Source organism: Pedobacter sp. 10L46_2, from assembly GCF_056395165.1.
This window is the reverse complement of sequence record NZ_JBFTIZ010000010.1, coordinates 13,973-30,935: the sequence shown is the minus strand read 5'-3', so window position 1 is coordinate 30,935 and position 16,963 is coordinate 13,973. Positions and strand designations below refer to the sequence as shown.

Here is a 16,963-nt window from a genome sequence, read left to right as displayed (position 1 = left end):
CAACAGCCGTTGTACCGTTTAAGGTTTTCTTAAAATTGGAGATGCCAGAGCCAAGGAACATATTGATCCCCGAAGCATGCATATCTTGTGCTATTTGAGGCTCCATTGAACGGTCGGGCTGATGCGCATAGAATGCTGCAGGAGTTGCATCGGCAAGATCACCCACAGAAATAACTGCTGTTTTTTTACCTTCTTCTGCGGCGTACACAGCTAATGATTTTAATGGCTTTTCTGTTGAATCTACTCCAATTGCACGGTTATTTGTTTTTTGTCCGCCCGCCATTGCAGTTCCACCTGCGGCTGAATCGGTGATGTAAGTATCTGCGGCATTTGTAACAGAAACACCAATGTTGCGCATCTTAAATAAATTGAGCTGACCTTGATTTGCTGTAAATGCAGAGTATATTTGGGTAAGCCCCATTCCGTCACCAATTAAAAGGATGACATTTTTTATTTTTCCATTCTTGCCATCAGATTGATAGGTTGGCTGGTAGGTTTTGTGGATTTCCTTATTGATATAAATGTTTTTGGCCAGGTCTTTTATGAAATTTCCAAGTGATTCGACAGCATCAGTGCCTATTAAATCTACATGAAGATTCATTAATGCCAGCCAAGAGCTTTTTGTATCCGGAGTAGCCCAAAACCGGATTTTTTTTCCTTCAGCATGAACACTATCTATAAGGCCTTTTACCCTTGTGTAGTCGGCATGCTCTAGTCTTCCTTTCCCATTCCATTTACTATATGCAGTGAATGGAAAGCTTACTAATTCTACGTGTTTTGATTCTTCAGGCGTATGTTGTAATGGCCATTCTCCATCAAAATAGATATAATCAGGATAGTTTTTGTAGTCGTTTGGTTTTGGTCTGGAACCACTTATTGTAATGGTTAACTGGCCAGGATGGGTGCTGGTTTTAAGGAGGTCTTTATGAGGTTCCAGTTGCTTGATTAATATAGCTAAAGCGCTTGGATAATTTTCTTTAATGTCGATCAGTAAATGAAGCTTGCGTTTCGGATCTTTCTGTAGGGCTGCTATAGCTGGTTTAATATAGGTGCTATATAGTGTAACTGAGGGATTAACATGCTCTTTACTATGTGCAACGAGCAATTCATTGTTTATCGGAAAAATATCGGCCTCAATAGAGCCAAATCCTTTTTGAAAAGCTCTTTGAAAAGGAATGTCATTTTCATAGTCGTTATGAGAATGAGCGTTTAATAAAGAGTATGAGGGCTCTTTGTCAGATGCCTCCTGAGCCTGAGAATAATTAGCACTAGCGATTAATAAAAGCGCAAAAAGGCCCGCTTTAATAATTTTTTTGATCGGTTTTTCTGTTTTCATTCTAATCTGTTCTTGTTTGCAATATGGTTGGTATTGCATTTATGTACGTTTAGCATTGATGTGATCTATTTGTTGGCTCTACTTGCAGATCAGTAATGTAAATCTAACAAATGGTTTGGTTAGGTAGCTGATGATTTTAACAAAAGCAAAAGGGTGCACGATATTATCGTGCACCCTTTTCAGTATTACCTTGTTTACCAGCCTGGGGTTTGTTTGTAAGCACCGTTACTTCTGGTGATTTCATCCGGACTTATTGGCCACGCCATTTTTGAAGCATTAAAGTTGCGTGCGGGCCATACTTCCTTTACTACGAATGGAGAGTTTGGATTAGTTTTATCTGAATGATTACGACCATGAAGGGGAGCATTAATTTTAGCGAAATCTCCCCATCTCTTTAGATCCTGTAATCTATCAGTCCACTCACAAGCCAATTCAACACGACGTTCGTGTTTCAAATCATCTAAAGTGGGTGTGTTTATTGAGGGTAGGCCAACTCTTGTTCTAAGTTCATTTAGAGGAGCCGCGGCCTCTCCATTTTTACCTTGTTCTATTAATGCCTCAGCTTTAAACAAAAGTATTTCAGCATAACGTATTAAAGATAAGTTAAGCATGGTGGTTGGATAATCACCACTAGGGTTAATCTTATCATTTGAAGATGCATCCCCATCAGACCCATAACCAAAAGGCTCCATGTATTTATTGATTTGGAAGCCAGAAAGACTATTGGTAGAAAAATATGATCTTTCCTGCCCAAAGAATTTGAACTTATCTCCAAATTTCAAAATAGTAACTTCACGTCTAGGGTCATTTGCTTCATATTCGTTGTACAGCTCAAGTGTTGGTTGGAAGTATCCCCAGCCATTATAGATTCCCCAGCCCTTATTTTCAAGACTTACACCTGGGAATTCTGACCCTCCATCTACTCCAGAAGTAACCGACCATATATATTCAGAACTCCAGTTATTGGCAATTGTAAACACGCTTTGGTAGTTCTCTTTGCCGTTTGCCTTTCCGGTAATTAAAGCACGGTGCCCTTCATTCTTTATTTTATCGCAAAGGGGTGGAACTAATTGCCATTTAGCTTTATCGAATTGTGCCCAATATGCATAGGCTTTTACCATATATGCCCAAGCAGCTGCTTTATGTGCTCTTCCACGGTCTCCGGCACCATAACTTTCAAACAATGGTAATAAATCTGCTGCCTTTTCCAGATCAGATATAATCTGCGCATAGTTGTCGGTTACTGATTTTAGCTGAGGTGGTATTCTTTTGCCATATTCAGGATTTTCTACAGCATCAAATGGAACGCCCTGATCTTTGTGCCCCCAGATGTAGGCGATCCAAAAATGTGCGAATCCCCGAACAAAATATGCTTCTCCTAAAGACCTATTACGAATGGCTTCGCTTGCCTGGCTTGCTTTTGGGATTTCTTTAATTGCATCATTTGCTTTACTCAACATCCAATATAAGTCATTCCAGCCGCCTGTTAAATAACCTTCTCGACCACTAGGGATAAAGTTTTTGATGTTTTCTCCATCAGCTTTTGTTCTTCCTACAATAAGATCATCACTTGCATTTTGTACCCAGAACAAGTCTCTTCCCCAGGTTGATTCATAGCGCATTGGAACATATAAAGCTGCTACACCTTTTACCAACTCAGCATCTGTACGCCAAAAAAATGCGGTTGATGGCTCTCCTGTGGGTTTATTGTCAACCCAACTTTTTTTACAGGCACCTAATGATAACAACAGTAAGGCTGTAAGTATATATTTAAAATTCTTTTTCATGATTGAATTGCTTTGATCAGAGTTTAAGTTTTAGTCCAAATGTATATATGCGAGATAGGGGAAATTGCCCTCCATCTAACCCTATGCCACCAACCTCAGGATCCATTCCTGTGTATTTTGTGAAGGTAACAAGGTTGTCTGCGCCTACGAATATTCTTAAGCTTGATTTAAACGGCATGTTTTTAAAGGTATATCCCAAAATAACACTCTTGATACGTAGGTAATCTCCGTCTTCAAGGTACCAATCTGATGCAGTTTGGAAGTTTTGGTTTTTATCACTTGCAGAGATTCTTGGAATGTTTGAACCCGTATTTTCAGGTGACCATGCATCAAGAATTTTATCCCATCTGTTGTAACCTTGCTCTGATCCATTAAGCGTAGATTGTTTAAATGCATGGAAAAGTTTTACACCGCTAACACCTTGTAAGAACATACTGAAGTCGAAGTTTTTCCAAGCTAAATTGGTTGTAAAGCCATAGGTTAGTTTTGGAGCTGCACTTCCCATATATGAACGGTCGGCATCATCAATTTTTCCATCATTATTTAAGTCTCTGAATTTAAAATCGCCCGCTTTTGCATCAGGTTGAATTTTCTTTCCATCCTTTACATATGCATTTGCTTCTGCATCTGATTGAAATATCCCCTCATTTTTTATCAGCCAATATGAATAGTATGGTTGTCCAACTATTGAACGAAATGGTCTTAATACCGTTCTCCAATTATCAGTATGCAGCCAGAAAGATTGGGGATTTTCATCAATGTATTCAACTCTGTTTTTTAGAGTGGCAATGTTTGCACCAAAATCATAACTCAATGCTCCGGCATTATCTTTCCATGTTGCTGCTAACTCATAGCCTGTATTCCTTATTTTACCCTGATTAATTAAAGGCGCCCCCAAACCGAATGTATTGGTCCATTCAGTATCCTTTTCTTTAATCAGGTCATATGTTAATTTGTTAAAATAATCCCCTGTTATTGATAATCTCTGGTTCAGAAAGCTAAAATCAAAACCAATGTCTTTCTGCTCAGAGGTTTCCCAGGTTAATTGAGGATTAAACAGACTTCCTAAAGAAAGAGAGTTGCTTCTTGGGGCTCCATCCCCGATCTGATTTGTGTAGTTAGCACTTAGTCGAGGATAGCCATATCCAAGATCCTCTATTGAGGCCATATTGCCAATTCTTCCCCAGCTGGCACGGAATTTTATTAAATCAACTCCATCAATATGAAAGAAGGGCTCTGAACTTAATTTCCAGGCAGCAGTCACTCCTGGAAGTCCTTTACCGCGATAATCTTTAGCTATACGACCGGCCATATCGTAACGATAGCTTCCTGTTACAAAATAACGGTCTGCCCAGCTGTAGGAAAGTCTCCCTACATAAGATGCATTTCTATCATATTCGTATTTGTCCTCAGGTTTGTTCTGATCAAATATAGTCGCGTTGATAAAATATTGAGCCCACTCTTCTTCAGTCTCGAACCCTTTGCCTATTACTTTTAGTCTGCGGACTCCCTGATCTTGTGCAGTCATCGAAGCCATCGCGCCAATACTGTGTCGGTTAAAGGTTCTGCTATAGTTAGCAGTGTTTTCCCATATCCAATGGAAGTTGTTGTTGGTTTCGTAAGTTAGCGTATTTTGCGAGTTTGGTTTTCCTGGCTCTGTTCTTTTTGGTTCAAAATTTTTCCATAAAGAATTGGTTTTGCGATAAGAGAAGCGAGATAGAACACTTAAGCCAGGTATAATGTCTGATACAGATAATTCCGTAACTGACTGTAAGTCGTTGGTTTTATTGTAAGGCTTGTTTCTAAGTAATGTTGCAACTGGGTTAATTACATCGCCGTGAATACCTAAATAATTAGAATCTCTTGGACCAACGCCTCCGAATGACCCATCTGGATAATATGGCGTTGCAGAACTTGGCATATAAATGGCAGAAAGAATAGTTCCTGAATAGCCGCTTTCTGTTTCCGTTCCCCTGTTGTCATTGTTATTCCAAAATACTTCTTGTCGCAGCTTGATGTTTTTGGTGAATTGATAGTTAGAGTTAAAACGAAGGGAGAGATTTTGATTATAAGTGTTTAGCAAAGTTCCTTCTTCTCTTTCATAACGTCCTTGGATCAGGTTGGAGAATTTTTCAGTACCAGCATTAATACTAACATTATGTCGTTGGATTAATCCAGTCCTGAAAATTTCATTCATCCAATCAGTTCGGGTTACTTGCGCATATGGATTTTTCGTTATATCCCAACCTTCTGAAGGATTAGATCCGGAATTTGTTAAAGCAAGGTTAGCTACTTTTGCCTCGTTTTCGGCAGTTAAGGCATGAGGTAGGCGCCATGCATTTTTTAGTCCCGTAAAGCCACTATATTCTACACTTGGACTTCCTTGTTTAGCTTGACGAGTTGTAATTAGGATTACCCCGGCAGAGCCAGAAAATGCACCATAAATTGCAGCAGACGCAGCATCTTTCAAAATTGTTATTGATTCAACATCAGCTGGATTGTATGGCGCGTTTGGAACACCATCTACTACGTACAATACATTCTCATTTTTTCTGGAACCGACACCCCTAATTGTTATTTTTGGTGACTTGTTAGGGTGGCCTCCGTCGTTAATTGCCGTTACTCCGGGAACTTTACCCTGAATCATCGAAGCAACGTTTAATACAGGCCGATCTTTAATCTTATCCATATCAGGAACTGTTGCAACAGCAGCGGAAAGATCTTGTTTTCTGGAAGTTCCATAACCAATTACCACAATCTCATTTAAAGATTGTCTGTCAGTTTTAAGAATTACATTTAAACTAGCTGAATTTCCTACTGCGATCTCTTGTGCTACATAGCCCATGTAGCTGAAGACAAGTATTGACTGATCATTGTCGACAGCAATGCTATACTTTCCTTCTAAAGTTGTCGCAGTTCTTTTATTTGTTCCTTTTAACTGAACGGTTACACCAGGTAAAGGGCCCACAATATCATCTGCGGTTACTGTACCAGTTACAATACGCTCAATAGGCGGTGTGGCTGGTTTAGGTGGTGCGGGCTTTTCATCAATGATAAGGTTATTGCCAATTTGTATGCAGCGGAGATTGGTTTCATCTAGAATCAGCTTTAAAGCTGTCTCCATTGAGATCTGGCGTGCACTAATGCTGGTTTTTTTTTCATTTCTTTTAATTAGCGCCTCTCCAAAGGAGAACTTTATGCCAGTTTGTTTCTGAAGGGTTTGAAAACATTCTTTTAAACCTGCATTTTTAAGTTTTAGGTTTAACTGTATCTTGTTCAAATCCTGACTATTAGCGCTGTTTGCAAACAACATTCCTGTTAGGGTAAGTTGTACAATTAGTGTGATTGCAGATATCTTCATAATAAATCTGATACATGGGTGGAGGTACAATCCTTTTTGCATATTTTTGTTTGTTTAGTAGGTTTTTTCCCAAAGAAAATGGGGTAATAAATCTGTTAGCCTTCTGAGGTTTTACTCAGATGYGAATCCTTTAAGTCTTGAGGCCTCGTAAACCAATGACTAAATGGATTTCTAGTGAATTCGCCCTGTTTAACAGGGCGTTTTTTTTGGTAGCTTTTTCTGTTTACATAGTTTGATTTTTAATTAGTTAGAAATTATAATCTGATCGCCTTGCAGCTTATATTTAAAACTTGCCGCTTTACCCATAATGTCCATAATTTTAGTTATAGATTCGTTTAAAGAGCAGGTGGTATTTATACGATAATTAGACAGCGCATCTGAGGAGATATGGATCTTTACATTGTAGCAACGTTCTAGTACCGCGACAACATCTGCTAAACGTTGATTGTTGAATGTAAGATTTCCATCTTTCCATTGTTCAAGTTCCTGAGTCGAGATTTTAGCTAAGGTTGCTTTTTTTGTTTTTTCGTCCCAATTTACAAGGTTGCCCGGGGTAAGAACGGCAACTGAGGTTAATTGTTTTTTGGTAGGGTCGGCCTGTCTATCCACGCTAACTTTTCCTGTTGCCACGCTTACTTCAACCGGATTTCCCCTGAATGCTTCTATTTTGAAAGATGTGCCAAGAACCTTAGTTTGAATATTATTGGTATGAATTATAAACGGTCTGGCCGGATCTCTTTTTACTTTAAAAAATGCCTCGCCTATTAGTTCGATTTCTCTGACATTAGAGAATGTTTTAGGGTAGCATATTTTACTATTTGAGCCAAGATAGATTACTGTTCCATCTGATAGGGATACTATTGAACGCTGACCTTTTGGATTATAAGATTCTATAATAGCAACCTTAGCACTTATTTCTTTTTTATTTTTTGAAAGTTGGTAAAGGCCAAACATAAGCGGAAGAACTAGGATTGCTGCATATTTAATCCATGTTGTTGGCCAGAGTTTGCTTGTTTCAGGAATATTTTCATTATTGTTTTGAACCTTTTGCATCAATTGCTGGCGGTAGGTTGCCATTGCATGAATATTCAATTCAGGCTCTTCCATCTCCTGCCAGGCTTCATCAAGAACTTCACGAAATAGCTCTTCCGATTCCGGTTGTTTCAGGAATTGCTTTACTTGCTCCAGTTCTTGATCTGTGCAGGTATTATTTAAATACTTTTTAAGTAATAATTTGTTCAATTTGGTTTGCTATTTGGGCCTTCATCAGTGAATACGTAAAAAAGGAAAAATACCCTGAATGTAAAATAGATATTTTTTATAATTAACTGATTTTCAGCTATAAAAAATGAATAGTGATGATTGTAAGGATAAGGTTTACATGACTTCTCATTTTTTTTCTGAGAAAAAGAAGGGCCGCAGAAACGTGACTTTCTACTGTTTTTACAGATAGGTTTAAGTTGGTGGCAATTTGGCGGTAGCTAAGGTTCTCGTGTCTGCTCATTTCAAAAACAAGCTTTCTTTGAGGACTTAACTGATTAAGATGGTCAAGATAGATTTTTTGAAGTTCATTATAAGAAACCGCTTCATTAGTTGTATCCTGAGTGAAAGAATCTTCTATTAACTTACAAATTGGGGTTGTGGAGAGCTCCTTTTTCCGGAAGTAGTCAATCATAGAATTTTTGAGTGCTTTAAAGAGGTAAGGGCCCAAAGAACCCTCCTCCTGGAAGCTGTCTTTTTTCTCCCAAACCTTTAACATCAGATCCATTATGAGTTCTTCCGTTATAGATTGTTGGCGAATGTATTTTAGGGCAAAAAGATTTAACTTGTTAAAATATCGTTCAAATAGCAAGTCAAATGCACGGGTATTTCCTTCCCGGCATCTTTGTAACAATTCATGATCTGGTAAACTTCTATTCGCCATTACGCAACAAAATTAGCTACTTACTTGATTTGCTTTTATTATATTTTAGTTAATTCCGGTTAACATTTATTTAACATGGCCTTTTCCTAAGGAAGTTCTTTTATTCAGGTATTTGCATTAGCTCAGAAATCCCTATCATTCTGTTGCTAAACGTTTTTTTGGTGTTTATAAATGGTTTTGTTAAGGTACATATTTGTCTGATTTTCCCGAACTTTTTTAAAGGAATTTTTAATTATGTGAAATTTCGAGATTGCCCATTTTTTAACCTGATTAATAAAAATGGTGTGGTATGATAAAAATAGGTACTTAGGGGGTGTAAATGCGTCAATATTAGGGGGTTGATTATGACAAAACATATCATTAATTTTAGAATATGAAACATATATCTATCCTGGTTCCCAAGGGGGCTATTTTGGGGAGCCTTGAAGGATCCCGTCAATTGTTTAGTCAGGTGAATGAGTTTTTTAAAGCGAAAGGCCAGCCACCTTTATTTAAAGTGCAATTAGTAGGTTTAACTAAGGAGACACCTGTTAGCGGAGGATTGTTTACTGTGAATACAGATCTTTTGATTGGGGATATAGAAAAAACAGACCTTATCATAATACCTGCTATTGATGGGGAAATAAGCGGAGCTATAGAAAAGAATAAAGATTTCATCCCTTGGATCGTAAAACAGTATAAAGAGGGAGCAGAAATTGCAAGTTTATGCCTTGGTGCATTTTTATTGGCCTCTACTGGTTTATTGAAAGGAAAGAAGTGTGCTACTCACTGGTTGGCCGAGAATGATTTTAGGRGAATGTTCCCTGATGTCAGCCTTGTTACTGAGAAAATCATTACAGACGAGCATGGAATTTATTCAAGTGGTGGGGCTTTTTCTTACCTTAATCTTATCCTGTACCTGATTGAGAAATATGCAGGTCGTGAGATTGCCGTTCTTTCTGCTAAAGTTTTTGCTATAGAGCTTGATCGTGAAAGCCAGCTGTCGTTTACGATATTTCAAGGACAAAAAGAGCACGAAGATGAATCGGTTAAGAAGATCCAGGAATTTATAGAGAATAATTTTCAGGAGAAAATAACTATTGATCAATTGGCTTCGATGCAGGCAATTGGCAGAAGAAATCTGGAGCGGAGATTTAAAAAAGCAACTTCTAATACCATTGTAGAATATATCCAAAGGGTAAAAATGGAAGCTGCTAAAATTAGTTTAGAATCTTCGCGTGAAAATATTAACGAGGTGATGTATAAAGTAGGGTATACCGACAACAAGGCTTTCCGTACAACTTTTAAAAGAATTACGGGTTTGTCGCCAATTCAGTATCGTAGTAAATACAACAGAGAAATGGCTGTGTAAACTGAAAATTAATGTTTTTACGGATATTGGCCATTTTCATTGGATTTTTTTGAGTGGATGTTTGGGAGTTTTGCCGGTGAATTCTCCCATGCGTCCTTGTAGTATAGTATATCTGTAATAGCTATATCTGATGAATTTTTGAGTTTTATAATATGGTTATTGTCTTTTGCCCGGACTACTTTTACAGATGATATTTTCGCGTCCAAAACATCATCCAGAAAAATGGCGTACCTGCTATCTCTGGTTTCGTAGTTAAAAGTACTCTTGGTTACTTCTAGACCTTTTACATGGCGAGCCCAGAGGCCATATGACGGCTGTACATTAAGGTTTGCAACATTGTATTGCCCTACGCCAAGCTCRGGTGCAAGGTTTGAGGTGTCGGATGCTAAATTACCTCCTTTAACTAATATATGAACATCATTGAATTGAATGTTGGTAATGTAGCCTGTATGCTGACCATTCGGAAGTTTAAAATTGAGCCCCCCTTTAACTGAATCTGTATCCGGAAGTTTATATCCCGCAATAATTGGAGTTGCTTTTTTTTGGGAGCCATCGTATGCTTTCCAACGGCCATTTTTTCCGCCATAAGAACTTCCACCATATACTTCTGATACGTCTATTCCATTAAGAATAATGTTCTCTACCTTTCCTATGTTTACATTTTTTACAAGTAATTCGTCGTGCTTAACACCATTTTCCGTAAATACGTATCTGCCAATTGTTGCCCCAAGAATACGTGCACGATTTGATATAGAAATAAAGAAAGGAGCCCTGGTTCTGTACATCTTTGACCTGGAATGTAGCTTGCCTGTATGCCCGCAATTTAAATGAATATCACTAATGTGCGCGCCATCATTAGTTGATATGGAAAAGCCCGCTTTGTTGGCCCCAAGAACATAAATGTTATCAACACAAATGTCTTTAATGTCATCAGCTGTTTCAGATCCTACCTGGAAAAGATTACAATTTGTGTCGCCAATGATATTACGAACTTTATAGTTTCTAGCCGGTCTGGTGAAGCCGAGTGAGCAATCTGAGCCTGGCTTTATGATGTCATCGGAACTCACTTTTGAATAGATATTGGTAGCCGTAACGTTATTGCAGCCCATAAAATCATAGATGTCTCGGGCATTAGATTGGCTGTCCTTTGCAAAATAGGTGTTATGTACATTGATATTGTCGGTGCCCGTAGCGAGTAGTACGAAATGACCGCCGCGATCAATTTTTAACATATTGTCGTGATCAAATATTTTTGATCCATTGTTTCCAATATAATATGGTTCGTCTTTCTCCGCATCATACCACAGATCTTCTTCTCGATGAATGCCTCCAATCTCAAGGTTTGTGCATAGTTTTAGGGTAAACATTTTGTCGGCTCTATTGTCTGGCGCGTTCTTCATTACGTTATCGCCATTTACAAGATGTCCATTTCCGGTAATTAAGCCATTACCAATAATTTTTACATTGTCTAGCCTTTCGCCAAAAAACATAGCATTTCTGAAATAATGATGTCCCACATCCTGTTTTGTCATGTAGTTTTCCGGATCTGCATATGGTCCAGGATCAGTAGGAGATAGGCCAGATCTATATTTTTTGTCACTAAACCAGGTAGATTCAGGAGCATCAGCTCCTTTTATGGCCTTAATGGTTGCATTTTTATCTATGTACAAATAAACGTTACTTTTTAAATGAACGGTGCGTACATTATAGGTTCCTTGAGAGAATAGAAGTGTGCCACCACCAATTTTATTTAGGTATGCTATGGCTTTATTGATCGATTCAGTGTTATCTTCTTTTCCATCAGCATTTACTCCGAAGTCTTTTATGTCCATTTTGCCCGAATAGAAGTAAGCCGAGTTGGAGGTATCTTTTTTGGCGCCTGTAGTAATTAATAATCGGAAAGTGTATAATTTATTAGGGACTAAATTTGATATCGTCGCAGTGGATTTTTTTTGATCTATACTTGCCGATGCCTTAATCCAGTTCTTTCCTTTGTCGAGGGACTGCATGACTTGAATATTCCTGGGTTTTTTATTGGATCCCCATTTAAAAGTAGCATTGGTATATGTTGAGGGTAATTCTTTATATCGAATGTCCTTTTTAAGCACTCTTTTGAAGTCAGAAATGGTTTTGGTTGCAGTTAGTATTACAATTTCGGAACCTATGCCCGGACTTTTAAGAATTTCAGGTTTAGACGTCGTATAGCTAGCTTTGAAAAGATATTTATCTGCTACAGGTAAGTTCACATTAGAAATGACAATTTTGAGGTCGGCTCCGTTTGCTGGCCTTAAATCGAGATGCTTAAAGTTAAGAATTTGTCCTTTTAGAGTTGATGTTATTGTAATGCTCCCAACCTTTGAGTAAGAGTAGTGATTGCCAGTGCGCCCTATGGACTGTTTGCTAAGGTCCTTTAATTTTACATCACCCCGCCCAATAACATTTACAGTGGTGTTTTCAAGGGTAGCATTAATGCCTTTAGGTAGGGAAATACTTACTGTAGCATCCGGACTTCTTTGCCCAGCTGTAAAATATAAAGTAAGATTTGTGCTTGTATTGGTGGTTATCTGCTGTTCATCTAGTTGCAGGTTTCCTCCAATGGCCATAGGCTGCAGTTTGATGATATACTTTTTTTCGGTTTGTTTATCACCGGACGTAACAACAAGTTTATCGCCGGTAATTAATGCTCCTTCAGTTTTTGAACTGCCATCCTTTGTCGTAATTCTATATGTTTGCAGAGATCCATCTTTAGATTTTATTTCCCGTGTCAGTTGGTTTACGGTTGTGCTGGTAGAAATTAATCCCTTATCCTCTGGTGTGTCAACTGTGAATAAATATGTGCTTCCGGTAATAACAACAACCGTATCGGCTTTAATAAGAGCTACATGAGTGGCGTCTTTAGCTATTGTAATTTCAATAGCTGTCCTTTTTAGAGCCTTTGCTTGTGAAAGTATTAATAGTAGCGGCACAAACGTGAATGCCAGTAATTTTTTCATATTTGGTTTGAATAGGAGAATTAAAATTCGATATTAATTGTTGAATTTTTTTGGCCAATTACTCAGCCAAACTGGCATGAATTATTTTGTTTTTTAGATCGGTTATATTGTCTTGGCTTAAATGGAATAATACTTGTAGTTAGTAAAATGTGAATACGAAGCGGAAATACCTACGTAGTACTGGCGTTATAATTAAAAAGTTAAGATGAATAGTTCCCCCAGAAAGAGTTTCATGAAATCGATAAAGGGTAAGGTTATAATAGCTTTACTCTTGGCGTGTTTTGCTCTTTTTATGGCGTGGGGAGTGAGTAGAGTAGCATTTAAGGAAATGCTAAATACTGTTGAGAATATCTCTGCTCCCAGTGAGCGATTAAGGATTGTGAATGTTATTTCGAGGAAGATTAGTAGTCTTGATCAATTGCAAAAGAAACAAGCCTTCAATGATCCGGGGAACTATAGAAAGCTGTTTAAAGAATCGCGACAGCTAAGATCTATTTTAGATAGTTTAGGGTTTTTATATGCTAATGATTCTATTCAATTGGATCGAATAGCTACTATAAAGAGGCTGTTGAGCGAGCGTGATAAACAGTTTATTAACTATTTAAAAGTCAGGGAGCGTTTGGTAAATAACAAGTCGTTTTCAGCGCAGGTTCAAAATATTAATGATATAGTTTCTAAAAGTGCTGAGCAGGCAGACAGTACCATTCTTGCTACTGAAGAAAAGACATCTACAACAACTATTTATCCTAATGAGGATAAGCCAAGAAGCTTTTTTGGGAAACTTTTTGGTAGAAAGAAAAGTGAGAATGATAACTCCATAAGAATTGTAAGTGAAGAAAAGGTAAAAAGAGATACGATAGCGTTATCTGCTGAAGAGAAAATGGCTAGTGATTTGAAGAAATCATTGAAGATTATTGAAGATGATCAAAAACAAAAGAATGCTAGTTTTTTAAATAGAGAAGCTGTGCTTGCCAATGCCAACAGTGTACTAATTAGTCAGATGTTAGACGTTTTAAGAAAGGTTGAAAGCGAAGTGGTAAGCCAAATAGAAGTAAACGGGATTCAAGCAAAAAAGGTTGTAAACACTGGAATCAATACAATCTCATTAATTATGCTTGTTTTTCTGGTGTTGACAGGAGTGCTGCTATATCTTATTTTAACGGATATTACCCGAAGTGGGCGATATAGGAATGAGCTTGAATTGGCAAAGGATGAAGCAGAGTATCATGGAAGGGCCAAACAACGTTTTCTTTCGAATATGAGTCATGAGATTAGAACGCCGCTTCAATCAATAATTGGTTATGCCGAGCTGATTAAGCAGCAAGAATATCCACAGTCTAAAGATATTGATGCTATTTATCACTCGTCGGAACATTTGTTGCAAATTGTTAACGAAGTGCTGGATTATAACAGAATTATATCAGGTAAGTTCACTTTCTCTAACAAAGTGTTTGACGTGGGGCAACTTTTAGCTGAAGTTATTTCTGTAATGAGACCACAGGCTGAGGCTAAGTCGTTGAAAATGGTTGCTGATTTTGATTTGAAGGGACTTAAATATATTTATGGAGATCCTTTTAGATTAAAACAAATCCTTTATAACCTATTGGGAAATGCAGTTAAATTTACTCAAACGGGAGAGATTGTGCTTTCAGCATTTTACAAAAGACAAAATGAAAATGTCCATTTTACATTCATTGTAAAAGATACGGGTATTGGACTTTCTGAAGAAGATGGCAAGGTAATTTTTAACGAATTTGAGCAGATTAACACCATTGAAAGTGAAGTGGTAAATAGTACCGGGACAGGGCTGGGATTAACGATTATAAAATCGCTTGTTGAGAATCAGGGAGGGAGAATTTATGTTAAAAGTAAGGTAAATGAAGGAAGTGCTTTTACTGTGTACCTGACTTTTACTTATGCCAATGAACCAGAGGTTGACAATACTCAGCTCTCGGTGTACGAACCATTGTCGCATCATAAAGTATGGATTGTTGACGATGATCAGTTAATCCTGGATTTATGTAAGATTATCTTTAAAAAGAATGGTATAAGTTATAGGAGTTTTAACTCTCCAACCCAGTTATTAAATGCAGAATGGGACAAGACCGTTAGTTATGTTTTAATGGATATGCGAATGCCCGAAATGGATGGTATAAAGCTGTGTAAACTTTTGAGAGAGAAGGTGGGGAATGATGTAAATATATATGCCATTACTGCTCAGGTTTTGCCTGATGAACGTGCCTTTTTATTAGAGAATGGTTTTGATGGTATTGTAATGAAGCCGTTTAGAGAGGCAGAACTTTTAGCCGCACTTCTTGAGCATCCTGGCCATATCGAGCCTTTATTGCATGAGTTAGAACTTGACTTGTCGTCATTAAAAAAAATGACTTATGGCGATACGGAGCAGTTGAATAAAATTCTTTTGAGATTTAAAGAAGATTGCCAGACTGATGGTGATGAAATTAGACTGGCAACAGCAGAAAATGATTTGGTCGTATTGCGTTTGCTGACACACAGATTGGCTGGGAGAATAGCTCAGATTGGCTCTAAGGATTTGGCAAAGGAATATAGGGAGTGCGAATTGAAATTGAATACTAGTGCACAGCTGGATGAGCCTTTAAAAGGTGAAATAATGTTATTGCTTGAAAAACTGAGTGGACTTTTAGACAAAATTGATGAAGAATTGAAAAAGCCCGATTATTCAATTTCGTAACGTTCCATTTTGCTGTACAGCGTTTTTCTATCGATATTAAGCAATTTGGCTGCCTTTGATTTATTGTACTTCACCTTTACCAGTGTTTCCATTATAAGTGCCTTTTCATTGACTTCATTAATTGCCTTAAGGTCTGACCCGCTAGGTTTAGGGGTTTGATTAATAGCAACAATCATTTCTTCCGGTAAGGAATCTACTTCGGCAGTCTCGTTTGGAGTTAACAATACCATTCGCTTAATTACGTTTTTAAGCTCTCTTAAGTTTCCCGGCCAGTCGTACTGAAGCAATAATTCCTTTGCAGGGGAAGATATATTTGAGACATTCCGCTGTAGTTCAGCATTTGATAACTTAATGAAATGATTGATAAAAAGCTCCAGGTCTTTTCCGCGATCTCTTAATGCCGGGAGATGAATTTTAAATTCATTAAGACGATGGTATAAATCTTCTCTGAATGATCCATTGCTTACACTTGCTTTCAGATCGTCGTTTGTAGCTGTAATAATGCGGACATCAACTTTGATGGTTTTAGTGCTTCCAACAGGCTGTATTGTTCTCTCCTGAAGCGCCCGGAGTAGTTTTACCTGAACCTCATAACTTAGATTTCCAACCTCATCTAGAAAGAGAGTTCCTCCACTGGCTATTTCAAATTGACCCTTTTTATCATTTAATGCTCCGGTAAATGCTCCTTTTGCATGACCAAAGAGCTCACTGGCTGCAAGATCTTTGGAAAGCGCGCCACAATCTATTGCTATGAAAGGCTTGTTTTTGCGCTTGCTTTGCATGTGCAAGGCCCTTGCAGCATATTCTTTACCGGTTCCACTTTCTCCTTGAATAATGACAGACATATCTGTGGGTGCAACCAGGTTTATATGTTCATATAACTTGTCAGCAATCGCACTTTTACCTTTTATTGCATCTGTGTGCTCTACCGAATCGGTTGTGCTTTCTGACTCTTTTTTACCCAAAGCATTATTGATAATCATTAACAATTCCTCTGGATTGACTGGTTTAGTAATGTAATCGAAGGCGCTAAGCTGAATAGATTTCACAGCAGTTCTTACATCATTAAAACTCGTCATGATGATAATTGGCTGTAGCGAACCCTTTTCCCGAAGATGGGCCAATACATCCAGACCTGTTCCATCAGGTAAACGATAGTCGACTAAAAGTAAATCGAAGGTTTGTTTTTCCAGTATTTGGAAGCTTTTTTTTACTTCGTTTATAGCTAATGGCTCGTGCCCATGCTTTGTTAAAAAGCCCTCTAGTATCTGAGAGAAAGTTAAATCGTCTTCAATAATGAGTATTTTCGCCATAGGGATTAAGCAGGTAAATATTAGCAAAAATACAAAAGCCAGACGAAATTTGGCTTTTATTCGACACAAATTGCTAACAGTTGACTTTTTGCGACCTAACTCTCGTTTTAATCTATAAGTTGATATTTTAAGAAGAAAGGTGGTTTGTTTTTGTGGTTATTTAAACTTTCAGTAATTTTTGAACT

General features: G+C 37.8%; 9 protein-coding genes. 2 read left to right on the top strand and 7 right to left on the bottom strand.

All coding sequences use genetic code 11. The annotated features are described in order from the left end of the window. The 5 genes from AC1DDX_RS02570 to AC1DDX_RS02550 form a co-directional block, all read right to left on the bottom strand. A partial coding sequence (locus tag AC1DDX_RS02570) for an alkaline phosphatase (protein ID WP_477621756.1) occupies nucleotides 1-1,336 on the bottom strand: 1,336 nt, incomplete at its 3' end. 194 nt (nucleotides 1,337-1,530) lie between these two features. Then, nucleotides 1,531-3,123, bottom strand: coding sequence for a RagB/SusD family nutrient uptake outer membrane protein (locus AC1DDX_RS02565; protein ID WP_172661899.1), 1,593 nt, complete (start codon nucleotides 3,121-3,123; stop codon nucleotides 1,531-1,533). A gap of 16 nt (nucleotides 3,124-3,139) precedes the next feature. Next, nucleotides 3,140-6,484, bottom strand: coding sequence for a SusC/RagA family TonB-linked outer membrane protein (locus tag AC1DDX_RS02560; protein ID WP_246269658.1), 3,345 nt, complete (start codon nucleotides 6,482-6,484; stop codon nucleotides 3,140-3,142). Nucleotides 6,485-6,727: 243 nt separating this feature from the next. Continuing rightward, nucleotides 6,728-7,726, bottom strand: coding sequence for a FecR family protein (locus tag AC1DDX_RS02555; protein WP_337717874.1), 999 nt, complete (start codon nucleotides 7,724-7,726; stop codon nucleotides 6,728-6,730). A 97-nt stretch (nucleotides 7,727-7,823) separates the two neighbouring features. Continuing rightward, nucleotides 7,824-8,408, bottom strand: coding sequence for an RNA polymerase sigma-70 factor (locus AC1DDX_RS02550; RefSeq protein ID WP_172661897.1), 585 nt, complete (start codon nucleotides 8,406-8,408; stop codon nucleotides 7,824-7,826). A 373-nt stretch (nucleotides 8,409-8,781) separates the two neighbouring features. Here AC1DDX_RS02550 and AC1DDX_RS02545 point away from each other — a divergent pair, with 373 nt between their 5' ends. Beyond that, entirely contained in the window at nucleotides 8,782-9,759 is a 978-nt protein-coding gene (locus tag AC1DDX_RS02545) for a GlxA family transcriptional regulator (protein ID WP_477621755.1), read from the top strand. A gap of 17 nt (nucleotides 9,760-9,776) precedes the next feature. On the opposite strand, the gene AC1DDX_RS02540 is transcribed toward AC1DDX_RS02545, so the two are convergent. Then, on the bottom strand, nucleotides 9,777-12,752 hold the full coding sequence (locus AC1DDX_RS02540; protein WP_337717876.1) for a glycosyl hydrolase family 28-related protein: 2,976 nt from the start codon (nucleotides 12,750-12,752) through the stop codon (nucleotides 9,777-9,779). Between the two features lie 232 nt (nucleotides 12,753-12,984). Between AC1DDX_RS02540 and AC1DDX_RS02535 the strand changes: the two genes are divergently transcribed. Further along, nucleotides 12,985-15,465 carry an ATP-binding protein gene (locus AC1DDX_RS02535; RefSeq protein WP_288884098.1) on the top strand — a complete coding sequence of 827 codons (2,481 nt, stop codon included), beginning with the start codon at nucleotides 12,985-12,987 and terminating at the stop codon, nucleotides 15,463-15,465. Here the strand turns inward: AC1DDX_RS02535 and AC1DDX_RS02530 are convergent. After that, nucleotides 15,450-16,778 (bottom strand): sigma-54-dependent transcriptional regulator, encoded by a 1,329-nt coding sequence (locus AC1DDX_RS02530; protein WP_172661894.1) that lies wholly within the window; start codon nucleotides 16,776-16,778, stop codon nucleotides 15,450-15,452. The two genes, AC1DDX_RS02535 and AC1DDX_RS02530, sit on opposite strands and share 16 nt — an antisense overlap. Nucleotides 16,779-16,963 lie beyond the last annotated feature (185 nt).

Bases quoted from the DNA above. Each gene is read 5' to 3' on its own strand.
- AC1DDX_RS02565 (WP_172661899.1), bottom strand. From the start codon at position 3,123: ATGAAAAAGAATTTTAAATATATACTTACAGCCTTACTGTTGTTATCA.
- AC1DDX_RS02560 (WP_246269658.1), bottom strand. From the start codon at position 6,484: ATGAAGATATCTGCAATCACACTAATTGTACAACTTACCCTAACAGGA.
- AC1DDX_RS02550 (WP_172661897.1), bottom strand. From the start codon at position 8,408: ATGGCGAATAGAAGTTTACCAGATCATGAATTGTTACAAAGATGCCGG.
- AC1DDX_RS02535 (WP_288884098.1), top strand. From the start codon at position 12,985: ATGAAATCGATAAAGGGTAAGGTTATAATAGCTTTACTCTTGGCGTGT.
- AC1DDX_RS02530 (WP_172661894.1), bottom strand. From the start codon at position 16,778: ATGGCGAAAATACTCATTATTGAAGACGATTTAACTTTCTCTCAGATA.